At 65.4% G+C, this 14,458-nt stretch carries 14 protein-coding genes; 5 read left to right on the plus strand and 9 right to left on the minus strand.

What is annotated here, in order from left to right; translation table 11 throughout:
* Window positions 1–14: 14 nt before the first annotated feature.
* Entirely contained in the window at window positions 15–323 is a 309-nt protein-coding gene (locus tag MYA_RS02140; RefSeq protein ID WP_014722366.1) for a DUF3761 domain-containing protein, read from the minus strand.
* 573 nt (window positions 324–896) lie between these two features.
* Here MYA_RS02140 and gabP point away from each other — a divergent pair.
* Window positions 897–2,291, plus strand: a complete 1,395-nt coding sequence (gabP, locus tag MYA_RS02145) for a GABA permease (RefSeq protein ID WP_014722367.1) — start codon at window positions 897–899, stop codon at window positions 2,289–2,291.
* Between the two features lie 53 nt (window positions 2,292–2,344).
* On the opposite strand, the gene MYA_RS29170 is transcribed toward gabP, so the two are convergent.
* The 3 genes from MYA_RS29170 to ychF form a co-directional block, all read right to left on the minus strand.
* Complete coding sequence (locus tag MYA_RS29170) at window positions 2,345–2,989, minus strand: hypothetical protein (protein WP_081058997.1); 645 nt, start codon at window positions 2,987–2,989, stop codon at window positions 2,345–2,347.
* 2 nt (window positions 2,990–2,991) lie between these two features.
* Window positions 2,992–4,221, minus strand: a complete 1,230-nt coding sequence (locus MYA_RS29175) for an AAA family ATPase (RefSeq protein ID WP_014722368.1) — start codon at window positions 4,219–4,221, stop codon at window positions 2,992–2,994.
* A gap of 127 nt (window positions 4,222–4,348) precedes the next feature.
* Complete coding sequence (gene ychF / locus MYA_RS02150; protein ID WP_011883144.1) at window positions 4,349–5,443, minus strand: redox-regulated ATPase YchF; 1,095 nt, start codon at window positions 5,441–5,443, stop codon at window positions 4,349–4,351.
* Between the two features lie 248 nt (window positions 5,444–5,691).
* Between ychF and MYA_RS02155 the strand changes: the two genes are divergently transcribed.
* The 4 genes from MYA_RS02155 (at window position 5,692) to MYA_RS02170 (ending at window position 10,345) form a co-directional block, all read left to right on the plus strand.
* Window positions 5,692–6,870: a UbiH/UbiF family hydroxylase gene (locus MYA_RS02155; RefSeq protein WP_011883145.1), complete on the plus strand. Its 1,179-nt coding sequence runs from the start codon at window positions 5,692–5,694 to the stop codon at window positions 6,868–6,870.
* A gap of 90 nt (window positions 6,871–6,960) precedes the next feature.
* Window positions 6,961–7,689, plus strand: coding sequence for a DsbC family protein (locus MYA_RS02160; protein ID WP_041493746.1), 729 nt, complete (start codon window positions 6,961–6,963; stop codon window positions 7,687–7,689).
* A 115-nt stretch (window positions 7,690–7,804) separates the two neighbouring features.
* Window positions 7,805–9,604, plus strand: coding sequence for a M61 family metallopeptidase (locus MYA_RS02165; RefSeq protein ID WP_014722372.1), 1,800 nt, complete (start codon window positions 7,805–7,807; stop codon window positions 9,602–9,604).
* 144 nt (window positions 9,605–9,748) lie between these two features.
* On the plus strand, window positions 9,749–10,345 hold the full coding sequence (locus MYA_RS02170) for an FMN-dependent NADH-azoreductase (protein WP_014722373.1): 597 nt from the start codon (window positions 9,749–9,751) through the stop codon (window positions 10,343–10,345).
* 113 nt (window positions 10,346–10,458) lie between these two features.
* Here the strand turns inward: MYA_RS02170 and MYA_RS02175 are convergent, their stop codons facing one another.
* Genes MYA_RS02175 through MYA_RS02195 form a run of 5 tightly spaced genes read right to left on the minus strand, consistent with a single transcriptional unit; the run spans window position 10,459 to window position 14,456 of the window.
* Complete coding sequence (locus MYA_RS02175; protein ID WP_011883149.1) at window positions 10,459–11,358, minus strand: uracil-DNA glycosylase; 900 nt, start codon at window positions 11,356–11,358, stop codon at window positions 10,459–10,461.
* 12 nt (window positions 11,359–11,370) lie between these two features.
* On the minus strand, window positions 11,371–11,997 hold the full coding sequence (locus MYA_RS02180) for a CYTH domain-containing protein (protein ID WP_014722374.1): 627 nt from the start codon (window positions 11,995–11,997) through the stop codon (window positions 11,371–11,373).
* Window positions 11,997–12,782, minus strand: coding sequence for an indole-3-glycerol phosphate synthase TrpC (gene trpC, locus MYA_RS02185; protein ID WP_011883151.1), 786 nt, complete (start codon window positions 12,780–12,782; stop codon window positions 11,997–11,999). Before trpC ends, MYA_RS02180 begins: the two co-directional genes overlap by 1 nt.
* Window positions 12,783–12,811: 29 nt before the next feature.
* On the minus strand, window positions 12,812–13,843 hold the full coding sequence (gene trpD / locus MYA_RS02190) for an anthranilate phosphoribosyltransferase (protein ID WP_011883152.1): 1,032 nt from the start codon (window positions 13,841–13,843) through the stop codon (window positions 12,812–12,814).
* 13 nt (window positions 13,844–13,856) lie between these two features.
* Window positions 13,857–14,456 (minus strand): aminodeoxychorismate/anthranilate synthase component II, encoded by a 600-nt coding sequence (locus MYA_RS02195; protein ID WP_014722375.1) that lies wholly within the window; start codon window positions 14,454–14,456, stop codon window positions 13,857–13,859.
* Window positions 14,457–14,458 lie beyond the last annotated feature (2 nt).

The following is a 14,458-nucleotide window of genomic DNA, read 5'->3' on the forward strand; positions in this document are numbered from 1 at the left end:
CGGCCGACCCGCCTTCACAACCATGCGGCGACGCCGCCGTGCCCCGAACACGTGCCGCGCCGATGGCGGCTGAAGCTGTACGTGCCGTCGCGGCAACGTGCGCTCGCGCCGTCGGGCACGCGGCCCGATCTCGAATGCGCGGGCGCATGCACGGTGTCGCCGTCGCGATTGCGGTACGTGTCGTGCCGGTCGAGATCCGCTTCGCTGCCGTAACCGGGCGACGCGCGATACGCGTGTGCGGCGGGCGGCAGCGCGATGCACGCGACGAACAGCGCGGCCGCGACGGTCGCGATGCGGGTAGCGCGGCGCAGCGTGGCGGACATGGTGGTTCTCCGGATGAGGTGGTCGATGGCGGCTCGCAGGTCGAGCGGGCGGGGCGCGAAGCATTGCCGCGGACCGCGCGCCGACGCCGCGATGCTACGCGAAGGCCGTCGCCGCTGCCGCGAACCGGCACGCGGCAACGCTCGCGTCGCCCGTCTGCCGCACGATAGGGTGACGGCCCCATGGCGAGCGCCCGATAGCGCGCTCGCGCCGCTCGCCCGGCCGCCGAACCGACACCAAGCGTTGCATCGACGACCATCGATGCAACCAGTGGTTCCATCGAAATTCTTCAATTGGTTCTTAGTTCAGAACCGTTTGATGCTTACACTCCTTCGCTTCGAAGGCGGCCGACCGACGGCCGACGGAACGGGCGCACGCGATGCGCCGGCGCGCTGAGCGCCGCATCGCACCCGCAGCTTCGCAGACTGCGTCGCGCACCGACCAGACCGGCCCGATCCGGCTCCTGGTCCGCATGCGACGCATGCGCGGCGGGCAGCGGATACAACAACGACAACTCCCTCGCCGCCTTCATGCCACAACCGGTCGTACCGGCACCGTTTTTTGGAGAGAGACATATGAGTGGAAGCAACACAGGCCTCGGCACGGGTCTGAAACAGCGGCACGTGACGATGATGTCGATTGCCGGCGTCATCGGCGCGGGCTTGTTCGTGGGCTCCGGCCACGCCATCGCGGAGGCCGGCCCGGCTTCCATCCTCGCGTATGCGATCGCGGGCGTGCTGGTCGTGCTGGTGATGCGCATGCTCGGCGAGATGGCCGTCGCGCATCCGGACAGCGGTTCGTTCTCGACCTATGCCGATCGCGCGATCGGCCATTGGGCCGGCTTCTCGATCGGCTGGCTGTACTGGTGGTTCTGGGTGCTGGTGATTCCGATCGAGGCAACGGCCGCCGCAACCATTCTCAATGCGTGGTTCCCCGGCGTCGCGACCTGGATCTTCGCGCTCGGCATCACGCTGCTGCTGACGATCACCAATCTCTTTTCGGTCAAGAACTACGGCGAATTCGAATTCTGGTTCGCGCTGATCAAGGTGGTCGCGATCGTCGTGTTCCTGTGCATCGGCGGTGCCGCGATCCTCGGCATCGTTCCGGCGCCGGCGGTGTCGGGCGTGTCGAACCTGTTCGCGCACCAGGGCTTCATGCCGAACGGCGCGGGCGCGGTGCTGGCTGCGATGCTGACGACCATGTTCTCGTTTCTCGGCACCGAGATCGTGACGATCGCGGCCGCGGAATCGGACAACCCGCAGCGCCAGATCGTCCGCGCGACGAACTCGGTGATCTGGCGTATCACGCTGTTCTACCTCGGCTCGATTCTCGTCGTCGCCGCCATCGTGCCGTGGAACGATCCGCTGCTGCCGAAGCACGGCTCGTATCAGCGTGCGATGGAGCTGATCGGCGTGCCGAACGCGAAGGCGATCATCGACGTGATCGTGCTGGTGTCGGTCGCGAGCTGCCTGAACTCGGCGCTGTACACGGCGTCGCGGATGCTGTTCTCGCTGTCCAAGCGCAAGGACGCGCCCGCGTTCCTGCACCGCACCGATTCGACCGGCACGCCGCGCGCGGCCGTGCTGGCGTCGACCGCGTTCGGCTTCCTGACGGTGATCGCGAACTATCTGATGCCGGAGCAGGTGTTCGGCTTCCTGCTCGCGACCTCGGGCGCGATCGCACTGCTCGTGTATCTCGTGATCGCGATCTCGCAGCTGCGGATGCGCAAGACGCTCGAATCGACGGGCGCGGACCTGACGCTGCGGATGTGGCTGTTCCCGTGGCTCACGTGGGCGGTGATCCTGTTCATCTGCGGCACGCTGACCGTGATGTTCGTGAGCGAGGCGCACCGGATGGAAGTGGGCGCGACGGCCGTGCTGGCGCTGCTGGTGCTGTTCGCTTCGTGGCTGAACAAGCGTGCGCGCGATGCGCGGGCATTTTCCTCAAGACAGGCAATAGAGTTGCAGTGAGGTTAATGCACGAGGTCCGTAGTATTTTACGGACCTCGTTGGTCCAGCTTAGGCTAAGCAACTAGCCGTTTTAGGCCGTCGCGAAATTGGCAAAAGCTGTCGGAGGCATTGTTGTTAACGTCCATAAGCATTCCGATTTGCCTTGCCCATTCATGTTTCATTTCACCTGCAGCTGGCCATCCAGCAGCGTGAATAGCTGCCTTTCCACCCTTGTGGACTGCATCGGCGAGTAATTCCCAAGTTCCACATACGCTATCTTGCTTATAGCGTGCTAATACATCTTTTTTTGCTCGTGGAAAAGCAGTCCATAGTGCATTTGCATCACCCAACAGCCAAGCTTCCATTTCCTCGATTGCGAGTGAGAATAGGGTTGTGGGTGCTGGGTTGCATTGATCAAGAAGATTGTTAAGTTCCCGCAAAAATGCCCGAGGATCGCGAGAATCACTGTCGACGATAACTGCGACAGCATCTGTTCCTGGTGTTTTCCCGTAACCCTTTAAGAGTCTTGGGAGTTGGTCGAGCAGTGCTCGTTTTGCTGGGTCAGTTTTTGATGCCAGTCCTTTAGGTATGCGACCAATGCCTTTATAAGGATGCACTCGCCATGTATGTGGTTCCCCTTGTGCTCCGATGATGCGTGGCAGCAAGATTTCGAGGAGACACGCTCCAGAGCTGTCTTCCACCAATACCTCGATATGCATACTTATCTCGCGTCCAAGTAGTCGCTATACCAAAGTCCACCCAACGGCAACCCTTCTTCAACAAGATTACGCACAAGCTCAATGTCGGAGGCGCGTCGAATGGTAGAGAACCCGTCTGAGCCCTTTTCCAATATCCATACTTCGTCTGGAGATAAGGCGTCGACGAAATATGGTTGATGGGTAGTTACGAAAATTTGAGGCGCGTTTTTTTTTCCCGTCGCATGGCTTCTAAGTTCAAAAGCCAGAGAGTCGAGAAGCCGATGATAAAGTCCGTTTTCTGGTTCTTCGATGCAGATAAAGGGAGGAGGTTCCGGGTCCTCCATTAAGAGTAGGTAAGCGAAAATTTTCAGCGTGCCGTCCGACATTTGCCCGGCATAGAACGGATCAGAAAAGGCGCCATCGTTGAACTGAAGTAGGACGCGTTTATCCTGTGTTACGGTAGTTTTGATGCTTTGAACGCCAGGTATTTTCGCGGCGATTCGATCGAGAATGGCTGCGAATCGCTCTTTATGTTCGCGCTCCATATATTGCACGACATTGCCGATGTTATCGCCGTGAATGTTCAGGTGGCGCTGAATGCCCGCAGGTTGAATAGTCCGTGCAGCATCCGGATGAAAATACGAAAGGTACCAACCTTTTAGGAAGTCACGAAATCGCTTGATGCGAGGGTGTTCCTTGAGTGTTCCCAATGTGGCGATGCCCAGTTGACGTAGATCCGTAAGCTCAACGTCCTCCTGAGATCGATCCTCACCACCCTCCATTTCCACGGCTTCTTCCCCTGCCCATACTTTTCCCTTTCCGTGTTGAAGTTTTAGAAAAGGGTATGGTCGACCGTGCTTCGCGCCTTTGCGGCGTTGTTTCAGCGTTTCGGATTGTACAAAGGGGCGGCCGCTCTCATCCAAATTGATTGCCAATTCGTAAGTAATTGGCCGTTCACCTTTGGCTTCTCGGTAATAAATTTCAAATTGAATGGGTTCAGTCGTCCCCAAAGAGCGCATGCGTTCGAATCCGCCGCGCTGTTTGGCATCACAAGCTGTTTCAACGTCTGTCGATAGGCAGTCTGCAACAAATCCGAATGCGTCAAATAAAGTGCTTTTCCCGACGCCATTTTTTCCGATCACAACTGTGAACGGCGTCAGTGGGTCTACCTTTTGCCCGGTGGACATTTTGCCGAGGGTGACATCACGTAGCGCACGGTAGTTACGTACTCGAAATCCTTCGATCAATGCCATATTGTTACCTTCGTTGACGTGGCGGATGGTGCTGCGAACCACAAAAAAAGCCCGAAATAACGATCGTTGGACCGATTCTGTCGGGCTTGAGGTTAGCTATTGTTGCATGAACGCTTACAGCGTACTGTCAGACGTTGAACAGGAAGTTCATCACATCGCCGTCGTGCACGACGTATTCCTTGCCTTCCGCGCGCATCTTGCCGGCTTCCTTCGCACCCTGTTCGCCCTTGTACGCGACGAAGTCGTCGAACGAGATCGTCTGCGCGCGGATGAAGCCGCGCTCGAAGTCGGTGTGGATCACGCCGGCCGCCTGCGGCGCCGTGTCGCCGATATGGATCGTCCACGCGCGCACTTCCTTCACGCCCGCGGTGAAGTAGGTCTGCAGGCCCAGCAGCTTGAAGCCCGCGCGGATCACGCGGTCGAGGCCCGGCTCTTCCATGCCCATGTCCGCGAGGAACGCTTCCTTGTCGGCGTCGTCGAGATCGGCGATTTCCGCCTCGATCGCGGCGCACACGGCGACCACCGGCGAGTTCTCGCTTTCCGCGTACTTGCGCACCGCTTCGAGGTGCGGGTTGTTGTCGAAGCCGTCGTCCTTCACGTTCGCGACGTACATCGCGGGCTTCGCCGTGATCAGGCAGAACGGCTTGAGCAGCGCCTGCTCGTCGTCCGACAGGTCGAGGCTGCGCACGGCCTTGCCCTGGTCGAGCTGCGCGCGCACTTTCTCGAGCACCGCCGCGAGCTTCACCGCTTCCTTGTCGTTGCCCGACTTCGCGGCCTTCGAGTAGCGCGTAAGCGCCTTCTCGACGGTGCCGAGATCGGCGAGCGCGAGCTCGGTGTTGATCACTTCGATGTCGTCGATCGGGCTGACCTTGCCGGCGACGTGGATCACGTTGTCGTCTTCGAAGCAGCGCACGACGTGTGTGATCGCGTCGGTTTCGCGGATGTTCGCGAGGAACTGGTTGCCGAGGCCTTCGCCCTTGCTCGCGCCGGCGACGAGGCCCGCGATGTCGACGAATTCGACGACGGCCGGCAGGACGCGCTCGGGCTTCACGATTTCGGCCAGCGCCTTCAGGCGCGTGTCGGGGACTTCGACGATGCCGACGTTCGGCTCGATCGTGCAGAACGGGTAGTTCTCGGCGGCGATGCCGGCCTTCGTCAACGCATTGAACAGTGTGGACTTGCCGACGTTGGGCAAGCCGACGATGCCGCATTTGAGGCTCATGGAATCCTTCGGACGGGTGGGGCGGCGCGGCCGGACGGAGCGCGGCGGCGCGGGAAAATAGGGACGGCCGGCGCGCGAGGCGCGGCGGGCCGACGTTCAAAGGCGCTATTGTACCGTGCCGACGCCCCGGTTTCCGGCCTTGGCCGGAACGCCCCGACGCGACCGGCCGCCGCATTGGCGCAGCCACGGGCGATTCTGCTGATTTCCCGCAAAGTCCGGCCGAGTAAGGGCTCGGCCCCGCGGCTATAATGCGCGCCATGACTGCCCACCACACCTTCGATGTCGCCGTGGTCGGCGGCGGGCTCGTCGGCAAGACGGCCGCGCTCGCGCTGACCCAGTCCGGCTACAAGACCGCGTTGCTCGCCCAGCCGGCGACCCCGCGCCCCGCCGATCTCGCGTTCGATACGCGCATCTACGCGCTGTCCTCCAGTTCGCAGGCGTTGCTCGAACGGCTGCGGGTCTGGCAGGCGCTCGACCACGGGCGGCTCGCGCCGGTGTACGACATGCGCGTGTACGGCGATGCCCACGCGGAGTTGCATTTCTCCGCGTACCAGGCGTCGGTGCCGCAGCTCGCATGGATCGTCGAATCGTCGCTGATCGAGACGTCGCTCGACGCCGCGCTGCGGTTCCAGCCGAATCTCACGTGGTTCGACGCGCGCGCGCAGGGCTTCGACGTGCGCGACGATGCGGCCGTCCTGACGCTGTCGTCCGGGCACGTGGTCGAGGCGGACCTCGTGGTCGGCGCGGACGGCGCCCATTCGTGGGTGCGCTCCCAGATGGGCGCCAAGGTCGAGCGCCGCGATTACCGGCAGACGGGCGTCGTCGCGAACTTCAAGGCGTCGCTGCCGCACCGCGAGACCGCGTACCAGTGGTTCCACGAAGGCGAGATCATCGCGTTGTTGCCGCTGCCCGACGGCCACGTGTCGCTCGTGTGGTCCGCGCAGACCGCGCACGCCGATCAGCTGCTCGCGCTCGATCCCGCGCAGCTCGCCGCCGAAGTCGAACGCGTGTCGCACGGTCAGGTCGGCACGCTCGAATGCGTGACGCCGGCGGCCGGTTTCCCGCTCGCGCTGCAGACGGTCGACAAGCTGATCGCGCCGCGCGTCGCGCTCGTCGGCGACGCCGCGCATCTGATCCATCCGCTCGCGGGGCAGGGGATGAACCTCGGGCTGCGCGACGTCGCGTCGCTCGCCGATGCGATCGCGAGCAAGGAGAGCTTCCGCAATCTCGGCGATACGGTGCTGCTGCGCCGCTACGAGCGCGCGCGCCGCGAGGACATCCGCGCGCTGATGGTCGCGACCGACGGGCTGCAGCGGCTGTTCTCGGTGCCCGGCCCGCTCGCGAAGGCGGTGCGCAACGCGGGCATGGCGTTCGTCGGCGCGCAGCCGCTCGTGAAGCGCTGGCTGGTGTCGGCCGCGCTCGGCTGATCGAACCTTCGCATGGCGGTCCTGTCGGACAGGTGCCCGTTACGGCGTACACTGTGACGTGCACTTCGATTGAGCTGAAGGACCAACCCGATGAAAAGAACGATCCGCATGGCATCGCTGGCGCTCGCCGTCACGATGGCGACGCTTGGCTGTACCGCGCAGGCCGACCAAACCACCGACAAGCTGAAAGCCACGCTGCAGGCGCGTCTCGGCAGCGACGCGCCGATCAAGAGCGTGTCGAAATCGCCGGTCGCGGGCCTCTATGAGGTGAACCTCGGCTCGCAGATCATCTATAGCGACGCAGCGGGCGACTACGTGCTGCTCGGCGATCTCGTCGACACCAAGACGCACAAGAACCTGACCGACGCACGCCTGTCCGATCTGAACCGGATCGATTTCGCGAGCCTGCCGTTCGCGAACGCGATCAAGGTCGTGAAGGGCAACGGCGCACGCAAGATCGCGGTGTTCTCCGACCCCAACTGCCCGTACTGCAAGCGGCTCGAGACGACGCTGCAGTCGATCGACAACGTGACCGTCTACACGTTCCTGTACCCGGTGCTGTCGCCGGATTCGACCGCGAAGTCGAAGGCGATCTGGTGCGCGAGCGATCGCGCGAAGACGTGGGAAAGCTGGATGATCGACCATCGCGCGCCGTCCGGCGCCGGCACCTGCGACACCACCGCGCTCGACAAGAACCTCGCGCTCGGCCACGGGATGAACGTCACCGGCACGCCGACGATCTTCCTGCCGGACGGTCGCCGCCTGCCGGGCGCCGTTTCGGCCGAGCAGCTGAACCAGGCGCTCGCGTCGAGCAAGTAACCGACCGACACGCCGGGCCGCAACGCCCGGCCAGCGAGGGGCGCCCGCGACACCCGCCGGCGCCTCTCGTCGTTTTCGCCGCCTTATCCCGTTCGATCTCCGACCGATTGCCACGATGACCCAGCCGATCCGCTATTCGATTGCCCCGAAAGATCTTGCCGCGCACCTGTTCGAAGTCTCGGTGACGGTCGCCGACCCCGATCCCGCAGGCCAGCGCTTCGCGCTGCCGGTCTGGATTCCGGGCAGCTATCTCGTGCGCGAGTTCGCGCGCAACATCGTCACGCTCGCCGCGTTCAACGACGCCGGCCGCAAGGTGCGGATCGCCAAGACCGACAAGAACACGTGGCAGGCCGCGCCGGTGAGCGGCGCGCTGACGCTGCGCTACGACGTCTATGCGTGGGACCTGTCGGTGCGCTCCGCGTATCTCGACGAAGCGGGCGGCTTCTTCAACGCCACCGCGGTGTTTCTGAGCGTCGCCGGCCGCGAGGACGCACCGTGCGAGGTCGACATCGCGAAGCCGGCCGGCCCGGCGTTCCGCACGTGGCGCGTCGGCACGTCGCTGCCCGAGGCGCGCGGCACGCGGCGGTACGGGTTCGGCGCCTATCGCGCGGCGAACTATGACGAATTGGCCGACCATCCGGTCACGATCGGCGAATTCGCGCTGGCGACGTTCGAAGCGCACGGCGTGCCGCACGACATCGTGATCGCCGGGCGCGTGACGCAGCTCGACATGGAGCGCCTGCGTACCGACCTCAAGCGCGTGTGCGAAGCGCAGATCGCGCTGTTCGAGCCGAAGTCGAAGAAGGCGCCGATGGACCGCTACGTGTTCATGACGCTCGCGGTCAGCGACGGCTACGGCGGCCTCGAGCACCGTGCGTCGACCGCGCTGATCTGCAACCGCACCGACCTGCCGGTGAAGGGACGGCCGGAAACGACCGAAGGCTATCGTACCTACCTCGGCCTGTGCAGCCACGAATACTTCCACACGTGGAACGTGAAGCGCATCAAGCCGGCCGCGTTCGTGCCGTACGACCTCGGGCGCGAGAACTACACGTCGCTGCTGTGGCTGTTCGAGGGCTTCACGTCGTATTACGACGACCTGATGCTGGTGCGCAGCGGGCTGATGTCGCAGGACGAATACTTCGCCGCGCTCGGCCGCACCATCGGCGGCGTGCTGCGCGGCACGGGCCGCCTGAAGCAGAGCGTCGCCGACAGCTCGTTCGACGCATGGATCAAGTATTACCGGCAGGACGAGAACGCGACCAACGCGATCGTCAGCTACTACACGAAGGGTTCGCTCGTCGCGCTCGCGTTCGATCTGGCGATTCGCGCGCAAACGCGCAACCGCAAGTCGCTCGACGACGTGATGCGCCTGCTGTGGCAGCGCTACGGGCGCGACTTCTATCGCGGCAAGCAGGCGGGCGTCGGCGAGGACGAAGTCGACGCGCTGATCGAGGAAGCCACCGGCGTCGCGCTCGGCCGCCTGTTCGCCGACGCCGTGCACGGCACGCGCGACCTGCCGCTCGCCGAACTGTTCGCGCCGTTCGGCGTGACGCTCGTGCCGGAAGTCGCGAACGGCGCGGCCGCGAAGCCGAGCATCGGCGCGCGCCTGCGCGGCGGCGCGGACTGCACGCTGGCGGCCGTCTACGAAGGCGGCGGCGCGCACCGCGCGGGGCTGTCGGCCGGCGACACGCTGATCGCGCTCGACGGGCTGCGCATCACCGGCACGAACCTCGACGCGCTGCTCGCGCGCTACCGGCCGGGCGACAAGGTCGAGATCCACGCGTTCCGGCGCGACGAGCTGCGGACCGTGAAGCTGAAGCTCGACGGCCCGGACGTCACGCGCTACCGGCTGACCGCGGCCGCGAAGCCGGCCGCCGCGCGCAACGCCCGGGAAGCCTGGCTGAAAGGCTGAGCGCGGGGGGGCTGCGCCCAACCGGCGGCCGATTGTTCTGCTGATGCAACAATCCGTCGCCGGAGCCCCGCTTTTTCGCGACGATGTGGCCACGCACAATGGCGTCACTCGCGCTGACCAAGCGCAATCCAACTGGAGCCTGACATGACGACCATTCTGCAAATCAATTCCGCGGCGCGCTCGCAAGGTGCGCAGTCCACGCTGCTGGCCAGCGAACTGACGGCAAAGCTGCAACAATCGAACCCCGGCGCCCAGGTCGTCGTGCGCGACCTGCTGGCCGACGCGCTGCCGCACCTCGACGAAACGGTGCTCGGCGCGTTCTTCACGCCGGCCGACCAGCGCAGCGCGGAACAGAATGCGATCGTCGCGAAGAGCGATGCACTGATCGCCGAACTGCAGGCGGCCGACATCGTCGTGATCGCCGCTCCGATGTACAACTTCGGCGTGTCGTCGCAACTGAAGACGTATTTCGACTGGATCGCCCGTGCCGGCGTCACGTTCCGCTATACCGAGAACGGTCCGGAAGGCCTCATCAAGGGCAAGAAGGTGCACGTGGTCACCGCGCGCGGCGGCAAGTACCTCGGTACGCCGAACGACAGCCAGACGCCGTTCCTGCGCACCTTCCTCGGCTTCATCGGCCTGACCGACGTAAGCTTCATCCACGCCGAAGGCCTGAACCTCGGGCCCGATGCGCAGAGCGCCGCGCTCGCCGGTGCACGCGAGGCGATCGCCGCCGTGTAACGCGCAGATGCGCGGCCGTGCCGCGCTGCGTCGTCAAACGAAAACGCCGCGTCCCGACAGGGCGCGGCGTTTTTGCGTTGCGGCCGGCGCCAATGCCAAGCCGGCGACGTGCGTCAGGCGAGCGTTTCGGCGATCTCCGGCAGCCGCCAGTCGATCGGTTCGCGGCCCGCTTCGACCAGATACTCGTTCGCGAGCGCGAAGTGACGGCAGCCGAGGAAGCCGCGGTGCGCGGACAGCGGCGACGGATGCGGCGCCTCGAGCACGCAATGGGCGTTCGCATCGAACAGCGCGCGCTTCGCCTGCGCATGCGCGCCCCACAGCATGAACACGAGGCCGCGATGACGGCCGGCCAGCTCGCGGATCAGCGTGTCCGTGCATTGCTCCCAGCCGCGCTTCGCGTGGCTCGCGGCGGCGCCGCGCTCGACCGTCAGCACGGTGTTGAGCAGCAGCACGCCCTGGCGCGCCCACGTGTCGAGGCAGCCGTGGCGCGGCGTGTCGTGACCGAAGTTCGCCGCGATTTCCTTGAAGATGTTGCGCAGCGACGGCGGCGTGCGCACGGCCGGCGGCACCGAGAACGCGAGGCCATGGGCCTGCGGCGTGCCGCGGTCGTCGCCGTGGTACGGGTCCTGGCCGAGGATCACGACCTTCACGTCGTCCGGGCTCGTCAGGCGCAGCGCGCGGAACACGTCGGTCGGGTAGACCGTCTTGCCGGCGGCGCGCTCGTCGTCGACGAAGCGACACAACGGCGCGTACGCGTCGCTGTCGGTGAACGGCTTCAGCACGTCGCGCCAGACGGCCGGCAGCGCGTCGAATTGGGCGGCGAGGTGCGGGACGTCGGCGGCGCCGGCCTGCGGCTGCGCGGCGCGCGCCGGAGCCGCTTCCGCGGCCTTCTTGCCGGCCGCGCGCGCACGCGCGGGTGCGGCGGCGGGAACATCGTGCTGCGCCGGTTCCGGCGCGGGATCGTCGAACAGCGACGCCTGTTGCGGCGTACGGAGAGTCTTGCGGGTTGCCATGCGTGATGCGGGTTATTGCGCGCGCAGCCGGTAGCCGCGCTGCGCCTTGCTGATGTTTTCGGGGGCGAGGCCCGGCAGCGCCTGCTGCAATTCGGCGGCGAGCGTCGCGAGCGCCGCTTCCGGGCCGTCGATCAGTTCGAGTTCGATTTCGCTGATCGGTTCGCGGCGCGTATCGCTTTGCGTCTGAACGACGATCTCGCCGACGTCCACCGCCGCCTCGACGGTCGCGCCGCCGATTGCGACGCGCCACAGCGTACGCGAAAAATCCGTGCGGAACAGCGCGTGCAGCGCCGGCGCGGCGTCGCGCAATGCGGTCGCGGCTTCCGGCACGTCGCAGGCTGCGACCAGCGCGTCGATTTCGAGCGCGTCGCCGGCGACGGGCAGCTCCCATTCATGGCGGCGATGCAGGCCGGCCTCGGCGCTGCCGACCGTCTTGAACGTCTGCAGCCAGCCGTGCGGCGTGCGGCGCACGCGCACCGCGCTCTTCGACTGGGCGAGCGCGAGCTCGGGCGTGTCGTAATAGACGTTCGCGAGCGTGATGGCCTGGCCGGCCTCGCCGGTCAGCGTTTCGAAAAAGTGCCGCGCGGCGTCGGCCTGACCGGCCGGCAGCGCGAGCTTGATCTCCCGTTCGATCGCCATCAGAAGAACATCCGCGCGAGTGCCGCGCCCGGCTCGTCCGCGCGCATGAACGCTTCGCCGACGAGGAACGCGTTCACGTTCGCCGCGCGCATCGTGTCGACGTCCGCGCGCGACAGGATGCCCGACTCGGTCACGACCATGCGGTCGGCCGGAACCATGTCGAGCATGTCGAGCGTGGTCTGGATCGTCGTCTCGAAGGTGCGCAGGTTGCGGTTGTTGATGCCGACGAGCGGCGTCTTCAGCGTGAGCGCCTGTTCCATCTCGTTGCGGTCGTGAACCTCGACCAGCACCGCGAGGCCGAGTGAGTGCGCATACGCTTCGAGTTCCTGCATCAGCGGCGTGTCGAGCGCGGCCGCGATCAGCAGGATCGCGTCGGCGCCCATCGCGCGCGCCTCGAGGATCTGGTACGCGTCGACGATGAAGTCCTTGCGCAGCACCGGCAGCGTGCAGGCCGCGCGCGCTTCCTCGAGGTAGCGCACGCTGCCCTGGAAGAACTGTTCGTCGGTCAGCACCGACAGGCATGCAGCGCCGTGCGTCGCGTACGAGCGCGCGATGTCGGCCGGCACGAAATGCTCGCGCAGCACGCCTTTCGACGGGCTCGCCTTCTTCACTTCGGCGATCACCGCGGGCTGGCCGGCGGCCTGCTTCGCGCGCAGCGCGCCGACGAAGTCGCGCAGGTCGCGCGCCGATGCTTCGAGTTTCAGCGCCTCGAGCGGCGTGCTGCGCATGGCTGCCGCGACTTCGTCGCGCTTGACTGCGATGATTCGGTCGAGAATGTCGCTCATGTGGGTTCCTGCTGGATTCGTGAGGGGAGTCAGCGCTTGAACTGCTGCGTGAAGCGCACGAGTTCGTCGACTTTCGCGCGCGCCTTGCCGCTCGCGATCGCTTCGCGGGCGAGCTGGATGCCGTCCGCGATCGACGCGGCGACATTGGCCGCGTAGAGCGCGGTGCCGGCGTTCAGCGTGACGATCTCGCGGGCGACGCCCGGCTGGTTGTCGAGCGCGCCGAGCAGCATCACGCGCGATTCGTCGGCATTTTCGACCTTCAGCGTGCGGTTCGACACCATCTGGAGCCCGAAGTCCTCCGGATGGATCTCGTATTCGTGCACCTGCCCGTCGCGCAATTCGCCGACCAGCGTGGCCGCGCCGAGCGACACTTCGTCCATCCCGTCCTTGCCGTACACGACCAGCACGTGCTGCGCGCCGAGGCGCTGCATCACGCGCACCTGGATGCCGACGAGATCGGCGTGGAATACGCCCATCAGCTGGTTCGGTGCGCCGGCCGGATTGGTCAGCGGGCCGAGGATGTTGAAGATCGTCCGCACGCCGAGCTCGCGGCGCACGGCCGCGATGTTCTTCATCGCCGGATGATGGTTCGGCGCGAACATGAAGCCCATGCCGGTTTCGGCGATCGACGCGGCAACCTGATCCGGCTGCAGGTCGATGTTCACGCCGAGCGCCTCGAGCACGTCGGCGCTGCCGGACTTGCTCGACACGCCGCGGTTGCCGTGCTTCGCGACCTTCGCGCCTGCCGCGGCCGTCACGAACATCGACGCGGTCGAGATGTTGAAGGTGTGCGCGCCGTCGCCGCCCGTGCCGACGATGTCGACGAAGTTGGAGTTGTCCGGCACCTCGACGTGGTGCGCGAACTCGCGCATCACGGTCGCGGCGGCGGCGATTTCGCCGATCGTCTCCTTCTTCACGCGCAGGCCGGTGATGATCGCGGCCGCCATCACGGGCGACATGTCGCCGCGCATGATGAGCCGCATCAGGTGCAGCATCTCGTCGTGGAAGATTTCGCGGTGTTCGATCGTGCGCTGCAGCGCTTCCTGCGGGGTAATCGTCATCGTGCGTCTCCGGTCAGGCGGCCGGCGCGCTCGCGCGGGCGGCTGCGCGATGCTGTTTCAGGAAGTTCTCGAGCAGCGCGTGGCCATGCTCGGACAGGATCGATTCCGGATGGAACTGCACGCCTTCGATCGGCAGCGTCTTGTGGCGCACGCCCATGATCTCGCCGTCGTCCGTCCACGCGGACACTTCGAGGCAGTCGGGCAGCGATTCGCGCTCGATCGCGAGCGAGTGGTAGCGCGTGACGTCGAAATGCTTCGGCAGATCGGCGAACACGCCGCGGCCGTCGGTTTCGATCCGGCTCACCTTGCCGTGCATGATGGTCTTCGCGCGCACGACGCGGCCGCCGAACGCTTCGCCGATCGCCTGGTGGCCGAGGCATACGCCGAGAATCGGCTTCTTGCCCGCGAACTCGCGCAGCACGTCGAGCGTGATGCCTGCGTGCTGCGGATTGCTCGGGCCGGGCGACAGGCAGATCGTGTCGGGGTTCAGGCGCGCGATGTCGTCGAGCGTGATTTCGTCGTTGCGGTAGGTGCGCACGTCCTCGCCCAGTTCTCCGAAGTACTGGACCAGGTTGTAGGTGAACGAGTCGTAGTTGTCGATCATGAGCAGCATGG

It is taken from the genome of Burkholderia sp. KJ006, from assembly GCF_000262695.1.
GTDB classification, from domain to species: domain Bacteria; phylum Pseudomonadota; class Gammaproteobacteria; order Burkholderiales; family Burkholderiaceae; genus Burkholderia; species Burkholderia vietnamiensis.